The organism is Pseudomonas sp. 13159349 (assembly GCF_013305685.1).
Classification (GTDB): Bacteria; Pseudomonadota; Gammaproteobacteria; order Pseudomonadales; family Pseudomonadaceae; genus Aquipseudomonas; species Aquipseudomonas asiatica.
Window position 1 is genome coordinate 2928117 of the sequence record NZ_CP045553.1, and the last position, 19404, is coordinate 2947520.

The 19404-nt window shown below is 63.1% G+C and carries 9 protein-coding genes and 2 pseudogenes; 10 read left to right on the plus strand and 1 reads right to left on the minus strand.

Features of this window, described 5'->3' with window-relative positions; translation table 11 throughout:
- Nucleotides 1-110: 110 nt before the first annotated feature.
- Nucleotides 111-1478: an HD domain-containing phosphohydrolase gene (locus tag GEV38_RS13770; protein ID WP_015270214.1), complete on the minus strand. Its 1368-nt coding sequence runs from the start codon at nucleotides 1476-1478 to the stop codon at nucleotides 111-113.
- A gap of 171 nt (nucleotides 1479-1649) precedes the next feature.
- On the opposite strand from GEV38_RS13770, the gene GEV38_RS13775 reads away from it, so the two are divergent.
- From GEV38_RS13775 to GEV38_RS13815, 10 genes and pseudogenes are all read left to right on the plus strand, one after another.
- Nucleotides 1650-2576, plus strand: coding sequence for a cytochrome-c peroxidase (locus GEV38_RS13775; protein ID WP_015270215.1), 927 nt, complete (start codon nucleotides 1650-1652; stop codon nucleotides 2574-2576).
- Nucleotides 2577-2656: 80 nt separating this feature from the next.
- Nucleotides 2657-3565, plus strand: a complete 909-nt coding sequence (locus GEV38_RS27735) for a DAHL domain-containing protein (protein WP_239688274.1) — start codon at nucleotides 2657-2659, stop codon at nucleotides 3563-3565.
- Nucleotides 3489-4385, plus strand: a pseudogene (locus GEV38_RS27740) (sensor histidine kinase); the annotation flags it as partial. The gene GEV38_RS27735 and the pseudogene GEV38_RS27740, both read left to right, overlap by 77 nt.
- 410 nt (nucleotides 4386-4795) lie before the next feature.
- Entirely contained in the window at nucleotides 4796-4951 is a 156-nt protein-coding gene (locus GEV38_RS13785) for a hypothetical protein (protein ID WP_158239717.1), read from the plus strand.
- Nucleotides 4952-5262: 311 nt separating this feature from the next.
- Nucleotides 5263-5595, plus strand: a complete 333-nt coding sequence (locus GEV38_RS13790) for a hypothetical protein (protein WP_015270217.1) — start codon at nucleotides 5263-5265, stop codon at nucleotides 5593-5595.
- Nucleotides 5596-5724: 129 nt separating this feature from the next.
- Complete coding sequence (locus GEV38_RS13795; RefSeq protein ID WP_039614856.1) at nucleotides 5725-6036, plus strand: hypothetical protein; 312 nt, start codon at nucleotides 5725-5727, stop codon at nucleotides 6034-6036.
- A 380-nt stretch (nucleotides 6037-6416) separates the two neighbouring features.
- A complete protein-coding gene (locus GEV38_RS13800) occupies nucleotides 6417-14801 on the plus strand; it encodes an Ig-like domain-containing protein (RefSeq protein WP_173895858.1) in 8385 nt (2794 codons plus the stop codon).
- Nucleotides 14801-16068 (plus strand): annotated as a pseudogene (locus tag GEV38_RS13805) (TolC family protein). Before GEV38_RS13800 ends, GEV38_RS13805 begins: the two are co-directional and overlap by 1 nt.
- Nucleotides 16058-18220 (plus strand): type I secretion system permease/ATPase, encoded by a 2163-nt coding sequence (locus GEV38_RS13810; RefSeq protein WP_054571980.1) that lies wholly within the window; start codon nucleotides 16058-16060, stop codon nucleotides 18218-18220. The pseudogene GEV38_RS13805 and the gene GEV38_RS13810 overlap by 11 nt, the downstream one beginning before the upstream one ends.
- Entirely contained in the window at nucleotides 18210-19397 is a 1188-nt protein-coding gene (locus GEV38_RS13815) for an HlyD family efflux transporter periplasmic adaptor subunit (protein ID WP_061302352.1), read from the plus strand. The genes GEV38_RS13810 and GEV38_RS13815 overlap by 11 nt, the downstream gene beginning before the upstream one ends.
- Nucleotides 19398-19404 lie beyond the last annotated feature (7 nt).

The window sequence follows — 19404 nt, forward strand, 5'->3', positions numbered from 1 at the left end:
GAAGGATAGCCGTTGGCTGGTAGTAGTGCCGGCAGTCATACGGGGACGGCCAGGCACCCCGCTTGCCACGATGCATGACGAACGGATTTCAGCACCTGCCCGCAACGGGGTCAGCCTGCCGTTGCGGGCGATGGCTGCAGGCTGCCTGCCTGCTCGGGAACCCTGACGAACACGCTGTATCTGCCACCTTCCATTTCTTCGAAGGCAATCAGTTTTTTCACCAGCGGACCGCTCAGTACCTTGCCGGTATTCAATAGCAGCATGCCATTGTCGGCATTTAGGTTGCGGGCCAGTATCATGCCCTCTGCCAGTTCGTGCGTGCTCAACACCTTGATCGCCGGGTCGGTCAAGGTAATGTCGCGCATGTACGCGGCACAGACATTGACGAAGTCTTCCACCAGATCTGGGTCATACAGCTTTCCAGCATGCTTGCGTATGTAGAGCAGTGCCTCATCGCTATTGAGCTGGCGATCCAGAACCAGTCCGCGCTGCAATTCGATGAAATCCACAGCCATTTTCAACCAGCGGGCGCCCAGTGGAATTGCCACTCCCTTCAGGTGATCCGGAAAACCGCTGCCATCCCAGCGCTCCTGGTGGTGAAGTATGAGTTGTGCGGCTTCTTTTATTGGCTCCAGGGTCATGACCAGCGCTTCGCTCTGTTTCGGGTACGACCGGTACAGTTCGCGCTCTTGTGAAGGTATGAGATCGGCGGGGCAGGTGAGCATGTTGTCGGTCCAGCTCATCTTGCCGATGTTGTAGAGGGCTGCAGCCATGGTCAGGTTGCGACAGGTACCTTCGTCCAGTCCATGGCTGGTGCAATACACCCGTATCAATTCTATGACTTGCCGGTTGGTCTGCTTGGCCTTGGGCAGACGCATGTTGCCCAACTGCGAAAAGAACTCGGTGGTGGTCACGTAACTGCGCTTGAGTTCTTCATAGGCAAGGTCAAGCATGTCGGCAGTTTGCTGCAGTTCGGCGGTGCGCGCCGCTACACGCTGTTCAAGGCTTTCGTTAAGCGCCTTGAGTTGCGTGATCTGAACCTGAGTCAGCTGTTCCAGGCGTTTTCGCTCGCTTTCCGAATGTTGGTGGGCCAATGCCTGGCGCAAGGTGACCAACAGCTCTTCATCATTCCAGGGTTTGCTGATGTAACGATAGATGTGCCCATCATTGATGGCTTTTGCGATGGTGTCCGTGTCAGCGTACCCCGTAAGCAGAATGCGCAACGTGTCGGGAAAACGCTCATGTACGTGGGCCAACAGTGTTGCCCCGTCCATGTTTGGCATGCGCGCATCACTCATCACCAGATTGATCGGGCGTTGTTGGAGCAGTTGCAGGGCGTCGGCACCGCTTTCGGCAAGGAGGAGTTCGTAGGGTTGGTTGCGAAGTAGACGACGAAGGCTGCTGAGAATCGAGGGCTCGTCGTCAACCAGAAGTATCACCGGCTTGTCTGCTGCGCCATCGGTAACGGGTAGCTCCATGGGTCCCTCCCTGCCGGTCTCGGCCAGACTACTCCCTGGCCACAGCCTAGATGATATTTGCCCCCGCCGTTAGCTTTTGTCTGTTGGCCTCACTATGCTCGGAGGCAGGTGCATCTCGCCAGGGAGGGTTGTGCTGTGCCGACTTGTCTGCAGGTTCGCATCGTTGTCTCGATGCTTGTGGTTTTGCCGGCATGGGTGCTGGCCCAGAGCATTGGTGGGCCGCTCACGCCATTGCCGGCGGTGCCTGAGCTTGACCCTGCCCGGGTGGAACTGGGGCGCAAACTGTTCAATGACTCGCGATTGTCCCTCGATAACAGCCAGTCCTGTGCTGATTGCCATCGCCTGGATCGTGGTGGCGCGGACGGGCAGGCGCGCTCGCCTGGTGCAGATGGCAAACCCTTGCCAGTTCACACACCCAGCGTCTTCAACGCCAGCCTGAACTTCCTGCAGTTCTGGGATGGGCGCGCGCAATCGTTTGACGGCCTGGTGCACCTGGCAACCGGTAATACGGACGGCAAAGAAGATGGCTGGGCTACCGTGGTCCAACGAATTGCTGACGATCCGGCTTACCAGACGGGGTTCGCCGAAGCCTATGGCAAACCAGTGACCGCCATCGATGTCAAAGATGCCCTGGTTACGTACCAGCGTACCCTGCTGACACCCGATTCACGCTTCGATCGCTATCTGAAAGGAGATACCAGCAGCCTCAGCCTGGAAGAGAAGCATGGCTATCAGCGCTTCCAGGAGTACGGTTGTATAGCCTGCCACCAGGGTGTGAATATCGGCGGCAACATGCTGCAGAAGTTCGGTGTTTTCGATGATTATTTCACCAACCGTGGCAGTGTTACCTTGGCAGATCAGGGGCTCTACAACGTGACAGGTGATCCGGACGATCTCCACCTGTTCAAAGTTCCAAGCCTGCGAAACGTGGAGGTGACTGCCCCTTACTTTCATGATGGTTCGGCGCCCACCTTGGAAGCAGCCGTCGATGCCATGTTTCATTATCAGTTGGGACGTACGCCGAGCGACGATGATAAAGCGCTGATCATCAAGTTTCTCCAGACCCTCACCGGCCAATGGGAGGGTAAACCGCTATGAGGTTGAACGCTCGGCGCAGTCTGCTGCTGTTGGCTGCGTGCGCCATGTCGCTGGCTTCCGTGCTGGTCTACCTGTACTGGATGTCCAGGTCCGATGAGAGTGGCAACTACGCCCAGGCGCGCGATCTGATTCGCCAGATCAAGCAGTACGATGCACAGTGGGAGGGGGCAGTGCTCAAGGCGCGCACCACCACCAATTACAACTACGACCCGCTGGTGCTGCCGTTGATTGAAATGAAGCGCCTATGGCGGGAGTTCGGCACGCTGGAAGGGCGTCATCAAAAAACAGAAATGCTCGCTTGGCAAAAGGCTTTTCGCGATTACCAACAGGCCTTTGACGACAAGGTCCTGCTGGTCTCGCGCTTCAAGACGCACAATGCGATCCTGCGAAATTCCCTGGCTTTTCTCCCGGCTGCGGCCGATGTGATACAGGTGCACCTTCGTCGATTGGTTGATGCCGATACAGTGCGTCTGCGCAGAATCACCAGCGATACCTACGACCTGATGCTGAGCAGCCTTGAGTTTGCCCATGCCACAACAGATGAAAAAGCTGCCGACATCCTTGTCGGACTGAACAACCTTTCGGTCAACAAGGAGCGCTTGCCTGTCAATTTTCAGGTGCCCATCGATACCATCAGCAAACACATTGAGTTGATTCTTCGTGAGCAACCCAAGGTCGATCAACTACTTGAAGCGATCGAGGCGGTTCCGATCGCCGAGAGTCTGGACGCCATTGCGCTGATGCTGGACCGTGACGAGCAAGCAGCAGCGCTGACGGCTCAGCGATACCATTTCTACCTGTTGGTGTTTTCCACCCTGCTGGTATTGCTATTGCTGTACATGGGGATGTGGCTGATGCGTAGCTACGCCGAAATAAAACCGTGTAAACCGAGCGCTGGTGAGTGCCAACGACGAATTGGAACAGCGGGTCGAACGGCGTACCCAGGCACTTACCCAAGCCAGCGCAGCACTGCAGCGCGAGGTGGATGAACGCCGATTGCTCGAGAACCAGTTGGTCCAGTCCGAAAAGCTCGCCTCGCTCGGTCAACTGGCAGCCGGCGTAGCCCATGAAGTCAACAACCCGATTGGGTTTGTCTCTTCCAACCTCGGTGCACTGGACGACTATTTCGGCCGTTTGCAGGACATGCTGAAGGCATATGCTGACGCGGAAAATACCCTGGTTCCGAACGCGCTCGGCGCGGAGCTGGCGAAGTTGCGCACGGAAATCGAGCTGGATTACTTGCTGGAGGATATTCCGGCGCTGATCCGCGAATCCAAGGACGGTATCAGCCGCGTTGCGCGGATCGTCAAGGACCTCAAGGACTTTTCGCGAGTAGAGACCAGCCATGACTGGCAAGTGTCAGACTTGCATCAAGGCATAGAGTCAACGCTGAACATCGTTGCCAGCGAACTCAGGCACAAGGCGGACCTTGTCAAGGATTACAGCCCATTGCCGCCGGTCGAATGCCTGCCTTCACAGATCAATCAGGTAATCATGAATCTGCTGGTCAATGCCACCCAGGCGATGGGGGCCGAGCGTGGCAGAATTACCCTGCGAACCGGTGCCAGTGACAAGTGGGTATGGATCGAAGTCGCAGACAATGGTTGTGGCATTCCTGGCGAAAGCCTGCAAAAGATCTTCGATCCGTTCTACACGACGAAGCCCATCGGCCAGGGCACCGGGCTGGGATTGTCACTTTCGTACGGAATCATCAAGCGTCATGGTGGCGAGATCCGCGTAGACAGCGAGGTGGGAGTCGGTACGACATTCAGGGTCGAACTGCCCATCCATCAGGCCCGGTTGGCCTGAGAGCACCAGGGAAGTGGAATGCAAATTGCTGCGACCCTGGGGCATCGATCATGCGGAGTACGCAGAAATGACTCAGAATGACCGCTACTACATGATCTTCGTTGTGGTTGCTGTGCTGGTCCTGGATCTGGCGGCGACATTTGTGTTTCTCAAGGCCATCGCCTGACCCCCATTTGTGGGCCTGGTTGTACCCGAAATCGGGGTCATCTGCAGAGACTACCCGGTTTTGGGACAAATTTTGTCCGCCCACTGTCTGGTTCATGGCCACATGGCGCTGCACGTCCTTTGAGTCGACCGCCAGCTGAACTCTTGCCCGCAAGATCACCAGCGGCGTACCTCTGCCTGAACATCCCACCTTTGTGCGGTCCAACGTAAGCAAGGCCTGGTTTCACCTGGCCGGAGGTACGCACATGAAACGCAAGACTGTATGGGTCGTAGTGTTGTCAGGGTTGCTGCTGCTCGGTGGTTGCTGGCCATATTGGCACCACGGTGGGCATCACGGCGGCGGCCATCACCGGCATTTCAACGACGGCTACCATGGTGGTCAGGACTACCGCCGCTATTGATGCACCCAGTAATCCCTTCCGCTTGCGGCCACGCCTGTGCGAACACACTGCAAGACAACGCATGCTCGCCCAGGCTGGCTTGCCTGCAACTTGCCCGCTGATCCATGAACGAAGTTTAACTTCGCGGGTAAAGCCCGCCCTGGAGCCGATATAGCAAACAGGCATATTGCCCGGCTAAAATTGAGCAGTAACATGGTCAAACTAAAACAAAAAAAGGGGCATGCAGTTCGGCAACACTTCCCAAGTTACTCGATGGGGTGGCAGGAGCGTGTCGCGTGAAAAGTTCAAGATCGGTAGCAGGTGCAATATTGATGTCCACCTTCGCCACACTGTTCATGACAGGCTGTGCGCATGACCCCGATGTGCGTCAAGGCCATGGGTATGCAGCCGGGGCCACGGAAAGAAGTACGCCGGCGTACCTGGGGTGCGTCAAAAGCGAGCTTCAAGGGAATGTGAAAACCTACCAGGTCGATGGCGATAACTCGGTCAGGCTGTTTGTCGATAGCACCGACCCCGACACGGCGGGTGGCCTGGTCGAGGTGCGGGGCACGGGAGCCCGGCGCCAGTTCGCGGCCTATCAACGTGATGCCTGGTACGACCATGGCAGGCTGCTGGACGCCGCGCTGATGTGTTCGAAAGCATGATCATCTGACCCTTGATGCAAAAGGCCCGCCCTCGAGAGCGGGCTTTTTGCATTTGCCGCCCCCAGCCGCAATAATCCGCTCATTTGAACGGAGAACACCAAGTTGGAAACCAGAAGCGTTGTTGCTGAGATGTTCATTGGGATGCCCACGCATTTCTGGGTGTTGCCCGTTGCCGGGCTGATCGCCTGGTTCGGCCTGAAATGGGCCGAACAGTCCGATAGCCACGCCAGCATGCTGCGGGCCGTGACCTACCTGCTGCTCATTGCGTTGGCGGTGTTGCCCAACGGTTTCTATGCGCTGTTTCCCCCTTCGCCCGACATGCCCGAACTGTTGTTGAATCGTGAGCCGCTGCCCAACTACGAAGGGCGCTTCTACCTGGATGCGTTCTACGTGTTCAGTGGGTGGGCACTGAGCAAGGTGGCCAAGCTCAAGTTCAACTAGAGCAAATACTGAACAAGCCGCTCGATGAGTGGTGCATGCCGGTATCTCGTCTCGGGGCGGCTCGGTTTCCAAGTCGTTCATCGCGATTTCCTCATCTCCATTGCCGGCGAGTTTACATGCCCATGTTCAATTGGATGGGGCGGCAGTGGAGTGTCATCCAATCGCATCTATCAAAATGGGGGGTTACTCTCCATTCGTATTAATCCAAACAAGCTTCTACTTTCGATCAAGAAATCAATTGCGACTGGCGTTCTCGTCAAAGTTGGGAGGGCTCGCGAGTTATTTGTAATAAACCGGCTGGCGTTTTATGAGCAGCGTGCTATTTCTGGAGATATGAGCGCGACCGCTCAGTCGTGCTGTAGACAAAAGGACTGTCAGGTATGTCGATTCAGGCCAAGGTATCTCCCCTCGCTCAAAGTGTTACTTCTGCCGCCCCCATCGCAATCCCCAACAACGGAATCCTGACTCTTACCCAGAGCAGTAACATTGTTCTGGACATTGCTCCGGAAGGTGTGTCGGGCTACACGAAGAGCGGTGCCGATCTGATCGTACAGCTGAAGAGTGGCGAAAGCCTGCGCATTGCCAACTTCTATGTCGAGGGGCAGCCTGCAAGCCAGTTGTACCTGGTAGACCGGGACAAGCTGCTGGCCGTCGACCTGCCGCCGGTCGCTGCCGATGGGCCGCTGGTGGCGGGTTATGTACCCCAGGAAACGCCGGCCGGGTTCGAGTCACTCACTGGCGCCGACAGCACCATTGGCGGGCTCAGCCCCGGTGCTGCACTTCTGGCTGGCGCTGCGATCATTGGTGGCGGCGTCGCGATCGCCAACAGCAATGGCGGTGGTGGCGGTGGTGGTGGCGGTGACAGCAGTGTGCCGCCCGATACTTCGGCCCCGGCGCCGGCCAGCGGGTTGCAAATTGCCCCGGATGGCAGCAGCATCAGCGGCACGGCCGAGCCGGGCGCCACCGTGGGCATCGACAGCAATGGCGATGGAGAAACCGACGTCAGCGTGGTCGTCGGCCCCGACGGCAAATTCCAGATTCCGCTGAATCCGCCACTGACCAACGGCGAAACGGTTTCCGTGGTGGTGACCGATCCGTCCGGCAATAGCAGCCCGCCCGCTACCGTGCAGGCCCCTGACTTCCCTGATGCGCCGCACATCAACCCGAGCAACGGCTCCAGCCTCAGCGGTACCGCCGAGCCGGGCAGCACCGTGCTGCTTACCGACGGCAACGGCAACCCCATCGGCCAGACTACCGCCGACGGCAACGGCAACTGGTCGTACACACCCGATAGCCCACTGCCCGATGGCACGGTGGTCAAAGCGGTGGTCGTGGATGCCGCCGGTAACAGCGGCCCGCCCGCCAGCACCATTATTGATGGTGTGGCGCCAGCGGCACCCGTGATCAATCCGAGCAACGGTACCGAGCTTAGCGGTACCGCCGAGCCGAACAGCGCCGTGACCATCACCGATGGCAGCGGTAACCCGATCGGCCAGGTGACTGCCGATGGCAACGGCAACTGGAGCTACACCCCGGCGACACCGCTGCCAGACGGTACCGTGGTGAACGCCACCGCGACCGATGCGGCCGGTAATACCAGCGGGCAGGGCAGCACCACCGTGGATAGCGTGGCGCCGGGTGCGCCCACCATCAACCTGAGCGACGGTAGCAGCCTCAGCGGTACAGCCGAGCCAGGCAGTACCGTGGTCCTCACCGACGGCAACGGCAACCCAATCGGCCACGCTACAGCCGATGGCAATGGCAACTGGTCATATCCCACGGATACCCAACTGCCTGATGGAACAGTGGTTAATGCGGTGGTCACGGATGCCGCCGGCAACAGCAGCCCGCCCGCCAGCACCGTGATCGATGGCGTGGCACCTTCGGCACCCACGATCAATCCGAGCAACGGCACCGTGATCAACGGTACTGCCGAGCCGAACAGCACCGTGACCCTCACCGACGGCAGCGGTAATCCGATCGGCCAGGTAGTAGCCGATGGCAGTGGCAACTGGAGCTATGTCCCGACCACGCCGCTGGCAAACGGCACTGTGGTCAACGTGGTGGCGCGGGACGCAGCCGGCAACACCAGTGCTCCATCGACCACCACAGTGGATTCGGTAGCCCCGGCGGCTCCAGTGGTCGAGCCCAGCAACGGCAGCGAAATCAGCGGCACCGCCGAGCCGGGCAGTACCATCACCCTGACCGATGGCAGCGGCAACCCCATCGGCCAAACCACCGCCGACGGCAGCGGCAACTGGAGCTACAGCCCTGGTACGCCGCTGGCCGACGGTACCGTGGTCAACGCCACGGCGACCGACCCGGCTGGCAATACCAGCGGGCAGGGCAGCACCACCGTAGACGGCGTGGCGCCGGGTACACCCACCATCAATCTCAGCAACGGCAGCAGCCTCAGCGGTACTGCCGAGCCGAACAGCACCGTGACCCTCACTGACGGCAGTGGTAACCCGATTGGCGAAGCCACTGCCGACGGTAGCGGCAACTGGACGTTCACCCCAGCCACACCACTGCCCAATGGCACCGTGGTCAATGCGACGGCGAGCGACCCGGCTGGCAACACCAGCCCGGCAGCGACGGTCACGGTCGACTCCAGCGCGCCGGCTGCACCGGTAATCGATCCTAGTAACGGGACGACTATCAGCGGTACTGCCGAAGCGGGTGCTACCGTCACACTCACCAATGGCGGCGGCAACCCGATCGGCCAGGTCACCGCTGACGGCAGCGGCAACTGGAGCTTCACCCCCGGCTCGCCGCTGGCCAACGGCACCGTGATCATCGCCACGGCAACCGACCCGACCGGCAACACCGGTCCGCAGGCCGCCACCACGGTGGACTCGGTAGCCCCGGCGGCTCCAGTGGTCGAACCGAGCAACGGCAGCGAAATCAGCGGCACCGCCGAGCCGGGCAGTACCATCACCCTGACCGATGGCAGCGGCAACCCCATCGGCCAAACCACCGCCGACGGCAGCGGCAACTGGAGCTACAGCCCTGGTACGCCGCTGGCCGACGGTACCGTGGTCAACGCCACGGCGACCGACCCGGCTGGCAATACCAGCGGGCAGGGCAGCACCACCGTAGACGGCGTGGCGCCGGGTACACCCACCATCAATCTCAGCAACGGCAGCAGCCTCAGCGGTACTGCCGAGCCGAACAGCACCGTGACCCTCACTGACGGCAGTGGTAACCCGATTGGCGAAGCCACTGCCGACGGTAGCGGCAACTGGACGTTCACCCCAGCCACACCACTGCCCAATGGCACCGTGGTCAATGCGACGGCGAGCGACCCGGCTGGCAACACCAGCCCGGCAGCGACGGTCACGGTCGACTCCAGCGCGCCGGCTGCACCGGTAATCGATCCTAGTAACGGGACGACCATCAGCGGGACTGCCGAAGCGGGTGCTACCGTCACACTCACCAATGGCAGCGGCAACCCGATCGGCCAGGTCACCGCTGACGGCAGCGGCAACTGGAGCTTCACCCCCGGCTCGCCGCTGGCCAACGGCACCGTGATCATCGCCACGGCAACCGACCCGACCGGCAACACCGGTCCGCAGGCCTCCACCACGGTGGACTCGGTAGCCCCGGCGGCTCCAGTGGTCGAACCGAGCAACGGCAGCGAAATCAGCGGCACCGCCGAACCGGGCAGTACCATCACCCTGACCGATGGCAGCGGCAACCCCATCGGCCAAACCACCGCCGACGGCAGCGGCAACTGGAGCTACAGCCCTGGTACGCCGCTGGCCGACGGTACCGTGGTCAACGCCACGGCGACCGACCCGGCTGGCAATACCAGCGGGCAGGGCAGCACCACCGTAGACGGCGTGGTGCCGGGTACACCCACCATCAATCTCAGCAACGGCAGCAGCCTCAGCGGTACCGCCGAGCCGAACAGCACCGTGACCCTCACTGACGGCAGTGGTAACCCGATTGGCGAAGCCACTGCCGACGGTAGCGGCAACTGGACGTTCACCCCAGCCACACCACTGCCCAATGGCACCGTGGTCAATGCGACGGCGAGCGACCCGGCTGGCAACACCAGCCCGGCAGCGACGGTCACGGTCGACTCCAGCGCGCCGGCTGCACCGGTAATCGATCCTAGTAACGGGACGACCATCAGCGGTACTGCCGAAGCGGGTGCTACCGTCACACTCACCAATGGCAGCGGCAACCCGATCGGCCAGGTCACCGCTGACGGCAGCGGCAACTGGAGCTTCACCCCTGGCTCGCCGCTGGCCAACGGCACCGTAATCATCGCCACGGCAACCGACCCGACCGGCAACACCGGTCCGCAGGCCGCCACCACGGTGGACTCGGTAGCCCCGGCGGCTCCAGTGGTCGAGCCCAGCAACGGCAGCGAAATCAGCGGCACCGCCGAGCCGGGCAGTACCATCACCCTGACCGATGGTAGCGGCAACCCCATCGGCCAAACCACCGCCGACGGCAGCGGCAACTGGAGCTACAGCCCTGGTACGCCGCTGGCCAACGGCACAGTGGTCAACGCCACGGCGACCGACCCGGCTGGGAACACCGGCCCACAGGGCACCACCACCGTGGATTCGATCGCACCTGCCGCGCCGGTGGTCAATCCGAGCAACGGCAACGTGATCAACGGTACTGCCGAGCCGAACAGCACCGTGACCCTCACCGACGGCAACGGTAATCCCATTGGCGAGGTCACCGCTGACGGTAGCGGTAACTGGACGTTCATACCCAGCACGCAACTGCCCAACGGCACCGTGGTCAACGCTACGGCGACTGATGCCGCCGGTAATACTGGTGCCCCCGGTAGCACTACCGTGGACTCGTCGCTGCCGTCGATTCCGCAGGTCGATCCGAGCAACGGCTCGGTGATCAGCGGTACCGCGGATGCGGGTAACACCATTACCCTCACCGACGGCAACGGCAACCCGATCGGCCAGGTCACCGCCGACGGCAGCGGCAACTGGTCGTTCACGCCCGGTATACCGCTGCCGGATGGCACTGTGGTCAACGCTGTGGCACGTAACCCCGGTGGGACCGATAGTGCGCCAGCGGTCATTACCGTGGACGGCGTTGCGCCGGCCGCACCGGTGGTCGAACCGAGCAACGGCACGGAAATCAGCGGTACCGCCGAAGCCGGGGCCAAGGTGATCCTCACCGACGGCAGCGGCAACCCGATCGGCGAGACTACCGCCGATGGCAGTGGTAACTGGTCGTTCACACCTGGCACGCCGCTGGCCAACGGCACGGTGATCAACGCCGTGGCCCAAGACCCGGCCGGCAATACCAGCGGGCCGGCCAGCGTCACCGTTGACGCAATCGCCCCGGCTGCACCGATCATCAACCCGAGCAACGGGGTGGTGATCAGTGGTACCGCCGAAATAGGGGCCAAGGTGATTCTCACTGACGGTAGCGGCAACCCGATTGGCGAGACGACGGCCGACGGCAGTGGCAACTGGGCCTTCACGCCTACAGTTCCGCTGGCGAACGGCACGGTGATCAATGCCGTGACCCAGGACCCGTCCGGCAATACCAGCGGGCCGACCAGCGCCACCGTTGATGCCATCGCCCCGGCCGCACCGATCATCAACCCGAGCAACGGGGTAGTGATCACTGGTACCGCTGAAGCCGGGGCCAAGGTGATCCTCACCGACGGCAGCGACAACCCCATCGGCCAGACTACCGCCGATGGCAGCGGTAACTGGACTTTCACACCTGCAACTCCGCTTGCCAACGGCACGGTGATCAATGCCGTGGCTCAGGATGCCGCCGGCAACACCAGCACTCCACAGGTCAGCACCACGGTTGATGCCGTAGCCCCAGGCCAGCCGACGATCGAGCCGAGCAATGGCACCGAGATCAGTGGTACCGCCGAAGCCGGAGCCAAGGTGATCCTCACCGATGGCAACGGCAACCCGATCGGCGAGACGACCGCCGATGGTAGCGGCAACTGGTCGTTCACACCCGGCACACCGCTGGCCAACGGCACGGTGATCAACGCCGTGGCCCAGGACCCGGCCGGCAATACCAGCGGGCCGGCCAGCGTCACCGTTGACGCAATTGCCCCGGCCGCGCCGATCGTCAATCCAAGCAACGGGGTGGTGATCACTGGTACCGCCGAAGTAGGGGTCAAGGTGATTCTCACTGACGGTAGCGGTAATCCGATCGGCGAGACGACCGCCGACGGCAGTGGCAATTGGACCTTCACGCCTGCGACTCCGCTGGCCAACGGTACAGTGATCATCGCCGTTGCCCAGGACGTGGCCGGCAATACCAGCCTGCAGGGCACCACCACGGTGGATTCAGTCGCACCTGGCCAGCCGACGATCGACCCGAGCAACGGGGCCGTGATCACTGGTAGTGCTGAGGCCGGGGCCAAGGTGATCCTCACCGACGGCAACGGCAACCCGATCGGCGAGACGACCGCCGATGGCAGTGGCAACTGGACCTTTACGCCTGGTGCGCCTCTGGCCAACGGCACGGTGATCAACGCCGTGGCTCAGGACGCCGCCGGCAACACCAGCACCCCACAGGTCAGCACCACGGTTGATGCCGTAGCCCCAGGCCAGCCGACGATCGAGCCGAGCAATGGCACCGAGATCAGTGGTACCGCCGAAGCCGGAGCCAAGGTGATCCTCACCGACGGCAACGGCAACCCGATCGGCGAGACGACCGCCGACGGCAGTGGCAACTGGACCTTTACGCCTGCAACCCCGCTGGCCAACGGCACAGTGGTCAACGCCGTGGCCCAGGACCCGGCCGGCAATGCCAGCGGGCCGAGCAGCGTCACCGTTGACGCTATCGCCCCGGGCGCGCCGACCATCGAGCCGAGCAATGGTGTGGTCCTCACGGGTACCGCTGAGCCCGGCGCCACCGTCATCCTCACCGATGGTGGCGGCAACCCGATCGTCGAGACGACCGCCGACGGCAGTGGCGACTGGAGCTTCACCCCAACCACGCCGCTGGCCAATGGCACGGTGGTCACCGCGGTGGCCCAGGACGCCGCCGGCAACAGCAGTGGCCCGGCCAGTACCACGGTCGACACGGTGGCGCCGTCGGCGCCGCTGCTGAGCATCAGTGCCGACGGTGCGCTGCTGACCGGTACCGCCGAGCCGAACAGCCAGGTGCGCCTCGTGATCGACGGCGATACCGCCAACCCGATCACGGTGAATGTCGACGGCGCCGGTAACTTCAGCCTGCCGTTGGCACCACCGCTGATCACCGGCGAGCTGATCAGCGGGGTCACCGCCGACGCTGCCGGCAACCTCAGCGGCCCGGCAACGATCAACGCGCCGGACCTGGCTCCGCCGACCATCAGCGTACCGGAGGCAGCCGATACCTGGATCAACGCTGCCGAGATCAGCGACGGCATCCAGGTCGACGTGACGATCCGCCCGACCATGCAGGTCGGCCAGGTGATCACCGTCGCGTTCGCCGGGCAGAACGGTTATGAGACGCAGGTAACGCACACCATCACTGCCGGCGACATCCTGGCCGGCAGCGTCACCGTGACCATACCCCCTGGCGATGGCATGGGGCCGTTCCCGGAGGGCGCCTCGACCGTCACCGCCGATATCAATGGCGGTATCGCGTCGAACCCGGTGCCGTTCACCGTCGACACCATTCCGCCTTCAACACCGGTGCTGTCGCTGGTGGGCAGCATCCTGACCATCTCCACCGATCCGGGCACCGAACTGACGGTCACCGTGGACGTCGGCGGGGTCACTGCCACCGCCACGGTAACTGCCGACAACAGCGGGCTGGCTTCGCTGAACCTGCTCACCGACCTGGACATAGACCTTACCCTGGACCAACTGCTCAATGCCCAAGTCTCCGTGACCGGTGAGGACCCTGCCGGCAACCCGAGCAATGTGGCGACCATCGGCGTCGGCAGCAGCATCGAGCAGCCAGTGACCATCGGTAACTTCGGCGTCGATGTCAGCCTCAACCCACTGAACCCGCGGTTCGGTTTCAGCGGCACCACCGAGCCGGACTCCAGCGTGGTGATCCGTGTCATCACCCCGGCGCTGAACGTCGAGCTGCTGCCGATCCAGGCGGACAGTTCCGGCAACTTCTCGCTGAACCTGCTGAGCCCGACCGTCCTCACCCAGTTGGGGTTGAACATCACCGATATCCTCAACCTCGGTTCGCAGATCTCGTTCAACATCGTCGCCACCGACACCAACGGCAACGACAGCTCGGCCTACGGCATCACCCTGGCCCCTAACGGGCTGTCGCTGAATATCGGCCAGATCGACGTCAACGGCACCTCGGGGGACGATGTCATGTCCGGGGCGGACGGCAGTTCGGAGCACATCAATGGAGGCGATGGCAGCGACCTGATCTTCAACGTGGGGACCGGCGATCAGGTAGTGGCAGGCGATGGCAACGACGCCATCCAGATCACCGCGACCGACTTCACCAGCATCGACGGCGGTGCGGGCTTCGACACCCTGATCCTGGCCGACGGCATCGACCTCGACTACAACGCCGTCGGCGTCGGCACGCTCTCGAACATCGAGCGTATCGACCTCGGCAAGGGCGACTCGGGGAGCGTGCTGACATTGACTGCGGCGGAGGTCGACGCCATCACCGATGGCAACAACATCCTGCAGATCACTGGCGAGAGCAACGACACCCTCAACGTGGTGGGTGCCGTGAACACAGGAACCACCCAGCAGGTCAACGGCATTACCTACGATGTCTACAACTTTGGCAGCAGTACCCTGCTGATCGAGGACAACACGGTACAGGTCGTGGTCTGATGCGCGGCCTGTCCGTGCTCAAGGGAAAGCGCCGTGGCGCGGGAGCCCTTTGGCTCCTGTGCTTCGGGCTGCCGCTGTCCGCGCCGGCCATTCCTCTCGACCAAGCGGTGCGGGCGGGGTTGGCGATCCACCCGCAGGTGCGTTCGGCGATGGCCGAAGCGGACCGTGCGGGTACCGAGGTAGAGATCGCCAAGGGTGGTTACTACCCCTCCGTCACCATGTCCGGGGGGCCGCAGGAGTTCGACGTTGGCGAGGTCGTCTACGACGTCACCGTATCGCAGATGCTGTATGACTGGGGAAGGGTGACGAGCAAGGTCGACAGCGCCAGCGCCACCCGGCGCAAACTGTCCGAGGCGGTGCTGGTGGCGCGCGACGATGCTGCGCTGGATATCGTCGAGACCTACCTCGACGTGCTTGCCTCGGAGCGCCGGGTGGAAACGGTGCGCCAGCACATCCAGCGTCTGGACGGCATCCGCGAGATGACCCAGGCGCGCGGCAGCGATGGTTACGCCGACCGCAGCGAACTGGACCGCGCCAACCTCGAACTGTCGCGTGCCCAGGAACAGCTGTCGCTGGAGAAGGGCAACCTGCAGGACGCGCGCAACCAGTACGCGATCCTGGTTGGCCAGGACCCCTCCGAGCTGGTGGAGCCAGAGCCGATGTCGCTGCAGCGCTACCTGGCTGCCAGCGACGTGGCGCGGGTGATCCGTGAGTCGCCGTTGCAGCGCAAGGCGCTGGAGGACGCCAATGTCGCCGAGGCGCAAGTGCGCGAGGCCAAGGCTTCGTTGCTGCCGCAGTTGAACCTGGAGGCCTCAGCGTTGCGCCGGGAGATCGGCGGTCGTCCGGAAAGCGACTCGGTGATGTCGCTGCGCTTTCGCATGGATACCTTCCAGGGGCTTTCCAACTTCCGTCGGCCGACTGCTGCGCAACAGCGTCTGGAGTCGGCGCAATGGACGGCCGATGCGATGCAGCGTGACATCCGCCGGCAGTTGCAGACGCTGTTCGACAACGGTGACACGCTACGGTGGCGGGAACCCTGAGCCAGCAGGTGACGGAGTCGGAGCAGGTTGGCGAGCTGTACCGCGAGCAATTCGAGGTCGGCCGACGCGACGTGATCGACTTGCTCAACGTGCAGCGCGAACGCTTCGAGGCCGAGCGGCAGTTGATCAATCTGCACATAGAGCGCAAGCGTATCGAGTATCGAGCGGCCGCGCAGGTCGGGTTGTTGGGGGCATTACTGGAGAATCGGTTGAATCATGGAAGTTGAACAATCCCCGGATAATGTCGTGACCCTGAACCACGACGACCCGCTGCGCCAGGGCCTGCTGCTGCTGTGCCGGCAACTGGGCCGGCCGTTGGGCGACGCCGAACTGGTCGACGGCCTGGCACTGGAGCACGGACGCCTGCCGCTGCGCCTGGTAGCCCGCGCCCTGCGTCGCGCCGACATAACTGCCAGGGTCGCGGAGCTGCCGTTGCGGCAGATGGACGCCTACCTGCTGCCGGCCCTGCTGTTGCTCGACGATGGCCGCAGCCTGCTGCTGGTTGGCATCGAGGGTGAGCAGTACGAGGTGCTGGTGCCGCAGAGCGACGGCGGCCGTGAGTGCATGGCGCGGCCCGCTCTGGAGGCGCTTTACAGCGGCACGGCGGTGTTCGCCAAGTGCCGCTACCGCCCCGATGGGCGGGTGGGCGACTACGCCAGCGGCCTGCCGGAGCACTGGTTCTTCGGGCCGCTCAAGCGGCTCTGGCGCTCTTATGCGGAAGTCACGGCGGCGGCCCTGGTGGCCAACGTCCTGGCCGTCGCCTCGGCGCTGTTCGCCATGCAGGTTTACGACCGCGTGGTGCCCAACGCAGCCTTCGATACCCTGTGGATACTCGCCAGCGGCGTGGCCTTGGCGATCATCGTCGACGGGGTATTGCGGATCCTTCGCGGGCACCTGCTGAACGTTCTCGGCAAGCGCCTGGACCTGCAGTTGTCGAGCCTGCTGTTCGCGCGCGTGCTGAGTACCCGGATCGCCGCCAAACCGGCGTCGATGGGCGCGTTCAGCACCCAGGTGCGTGAGTTCGAGTCGGTCCGCGAGTTCTTCACTTCGTCCAGCGCCGCACTGATCAGCGACCTGCCGTTCGTGGCGATCTTCCTGTTGATCATTGCCGTGATCGGCGGCCATGTGGTCTGGGTGCCGCTGGTGGCTTGTGTGCTGATGCTGCTGCCAGGGCTGCTGACCCAGCGCCTGCTGGGGCACCTGTCGCGGCAGAACCTGCGCGAGGGGGCGCTGAAGAACAGCGTGCTGCTGGAAGCCTTCGAACACCTGGAGACGGTCAAGGCCGCGCGTGCCGAAGGCCGCTGCCAACAGCAGTGGGAGACGCTCACCGGGGAACTGGCCGGTACTGCAATGAAGACCCATGCGTTGGCCTCGACCCTCAGCTATTCGGCGAGTATCGTTCAGCAGCTGTGCTATGTCGGGGTGGTGGTGTTCGGCGTCTACCGGATAAGCGACGGCGCGATGACCGTCGGTGCCCTGGTGGCCTGTTCGATCCTGGCCTCGCGGGCCATCGCACCACTGTCCCAGGCTGCCGCCATCCTTGGCCGCTGGCAACATACCAAGGTGGCGCTGGAGGGGCTCGACCAGCTGATGTCCGCCGAGCAGGAGAGGCCCGCCGGCAAGCGCTTCGTGCACCGCGACCGGCTCCACGGGCATTACCGCCTGGAGGCGCTGCGCCTGGCCCACGGCGACAGCCCACCGGTGGTCGACGTGCAGGCGCTGAACATCCAGGCCGGCGAGCGGGTAGCGCTGCTCGGTGGCAACGGCGCCGGCAAGTCGACCCTGCTGCGGCTGCTCAGCGGCCTGCTCAACGCGCAATCCGGCCGGCTGCTGCTGGACGACATCGCCCTGAGCCAGCTCGACCCGGCCGACCGCCAGCGCGGCATCGGCTACTTGCCGCAGGATGTGGCGCTGTTCCACGGCAGCCTGCGGGAAAACCTCAACCTGGCCAACGCCGCGCTGGGCGACGAGGAATTGCTGGAAGCCCTCGATGGCGTAGGGCTGGGTACTTTCGTGCGCGCCCACCCGTTGGGCCTGGACATGCCGATCCAGGGCAATGCCAGCCTCTCCGGCGGCCAGCGCCAGGCGGTGGGGTTGGCCCGCGTACTGTTGCAGGACCCGCCGATCCTGCTGCTTGACGAGCCGACCGCGGCCTTCGACCAGAACAGCGAGAAACAGGTCATCGACTACCTGCAGAAATGGCTGGGCCGGCGCACCCTGATCATCACCACCCACAAGAAAAGCGTATTGGCGCTGGTGGACCGTGCAGTGGTGCTGCGCAACGGCCAGGTGATCATGGACGGCCCGCTGAACCAGGTGGTGCTGGGCAACCAGGTGCAGGCGCCGCAGGTCGCCGAAGGAGTCGGCCATGGCAGCTGAAAAAAGTTCTGTAGTGCTGCGCCGGCAACTGGCCGACCCCTTGCTGGCGACCACTCACCCGGTCTATCGCCCGCTGCTCTGGACCCTGCTCGGCAGCGTCTTGCTGTTCGTTGCCTGGGCTGCCTGGGCGGAGCTCGATGAAGTGACGCGCGGCGATGGGCGTGTGGTGCCGTTCAGCCGCATCCAGAAGATCCAGAGCCTGGAAGGGGGCATTCTCGACCGCCTGCTGGTGCAGGAGGGCGACCTGGTGGAGGTCGGCCAGCCGCTGCTGCGCCTGGACGAGACGCGCTTTCTCACCAACTTCCAGGAGTCGGCCAACCAGGCCGGCGTGCTGCGCGCGGCCATCGCCCGGCTGGACGCCGAGGTGCTGGGCAAGGCGGCGATAGAGTTCCCGCCGGACATCGACCCGCAAGGGCCGCTGGCGCGTTCCGAGCGCGAGCTGTTCAAGTCGCGGCGGGACAAGCTGCTCGAAGGCAGCCAGGCGATCCAGAGGCAGATCAGCCTGGCCCAGAGCCAGCTCGACCTGGTCCGCCCGCTGGTGGCCAAGCGTGCGGTGAGCCAGATGGAGGCGCTGCGGCTGAGCCAGGACATCGCTACCCTCAACGGTAAGCTGACCGAGCTGAAGAGTAGCTACTTCCAGGATGCCTATACCGAACGCTCACAGCGCAAGGCCGACCTCAGTGCCCTGGAGCCGATCGTCCAGCAGCGCCAGGACCAACTGCGCCGTACCGGGATCGTTTCGCCGGTGCGTGGGCGGGTGAACACCGTGCTGATCAACACCCGTGGCGGGGTGATCCAGCCCGGCGAAGCGATCATGGAAGTGATCCCGGTGGAGGACCGCCTGCTGGTCGAGGCCAGGATCAAGCCGCGCGACGTGGCCTTCCTGGTACCGGGCATGCCGGCCAAGGTGAAGATCACTGCCTACGACTTCAGCATCTATGGTGACCTCAAGGGCACCCTGGAGCAGATCAGTGCCGACACCATTGAGGAGGACACGCCCCATGGCAAGGAGTCGTACTACCAGGTGCTGATCCGCACTGACGGCAGCCAGCTCAAGCGCGGCGAGGAGGTGCTGCCGATCATCCCCGGCATGGTTGCCGAGGTGGATATCCTCAGCGGCAAGCGCAGCGTGCTCAATTATTTGCTGCGCCCGCTGATCAAGGCCCGTCTGTACTGAGCTGGAG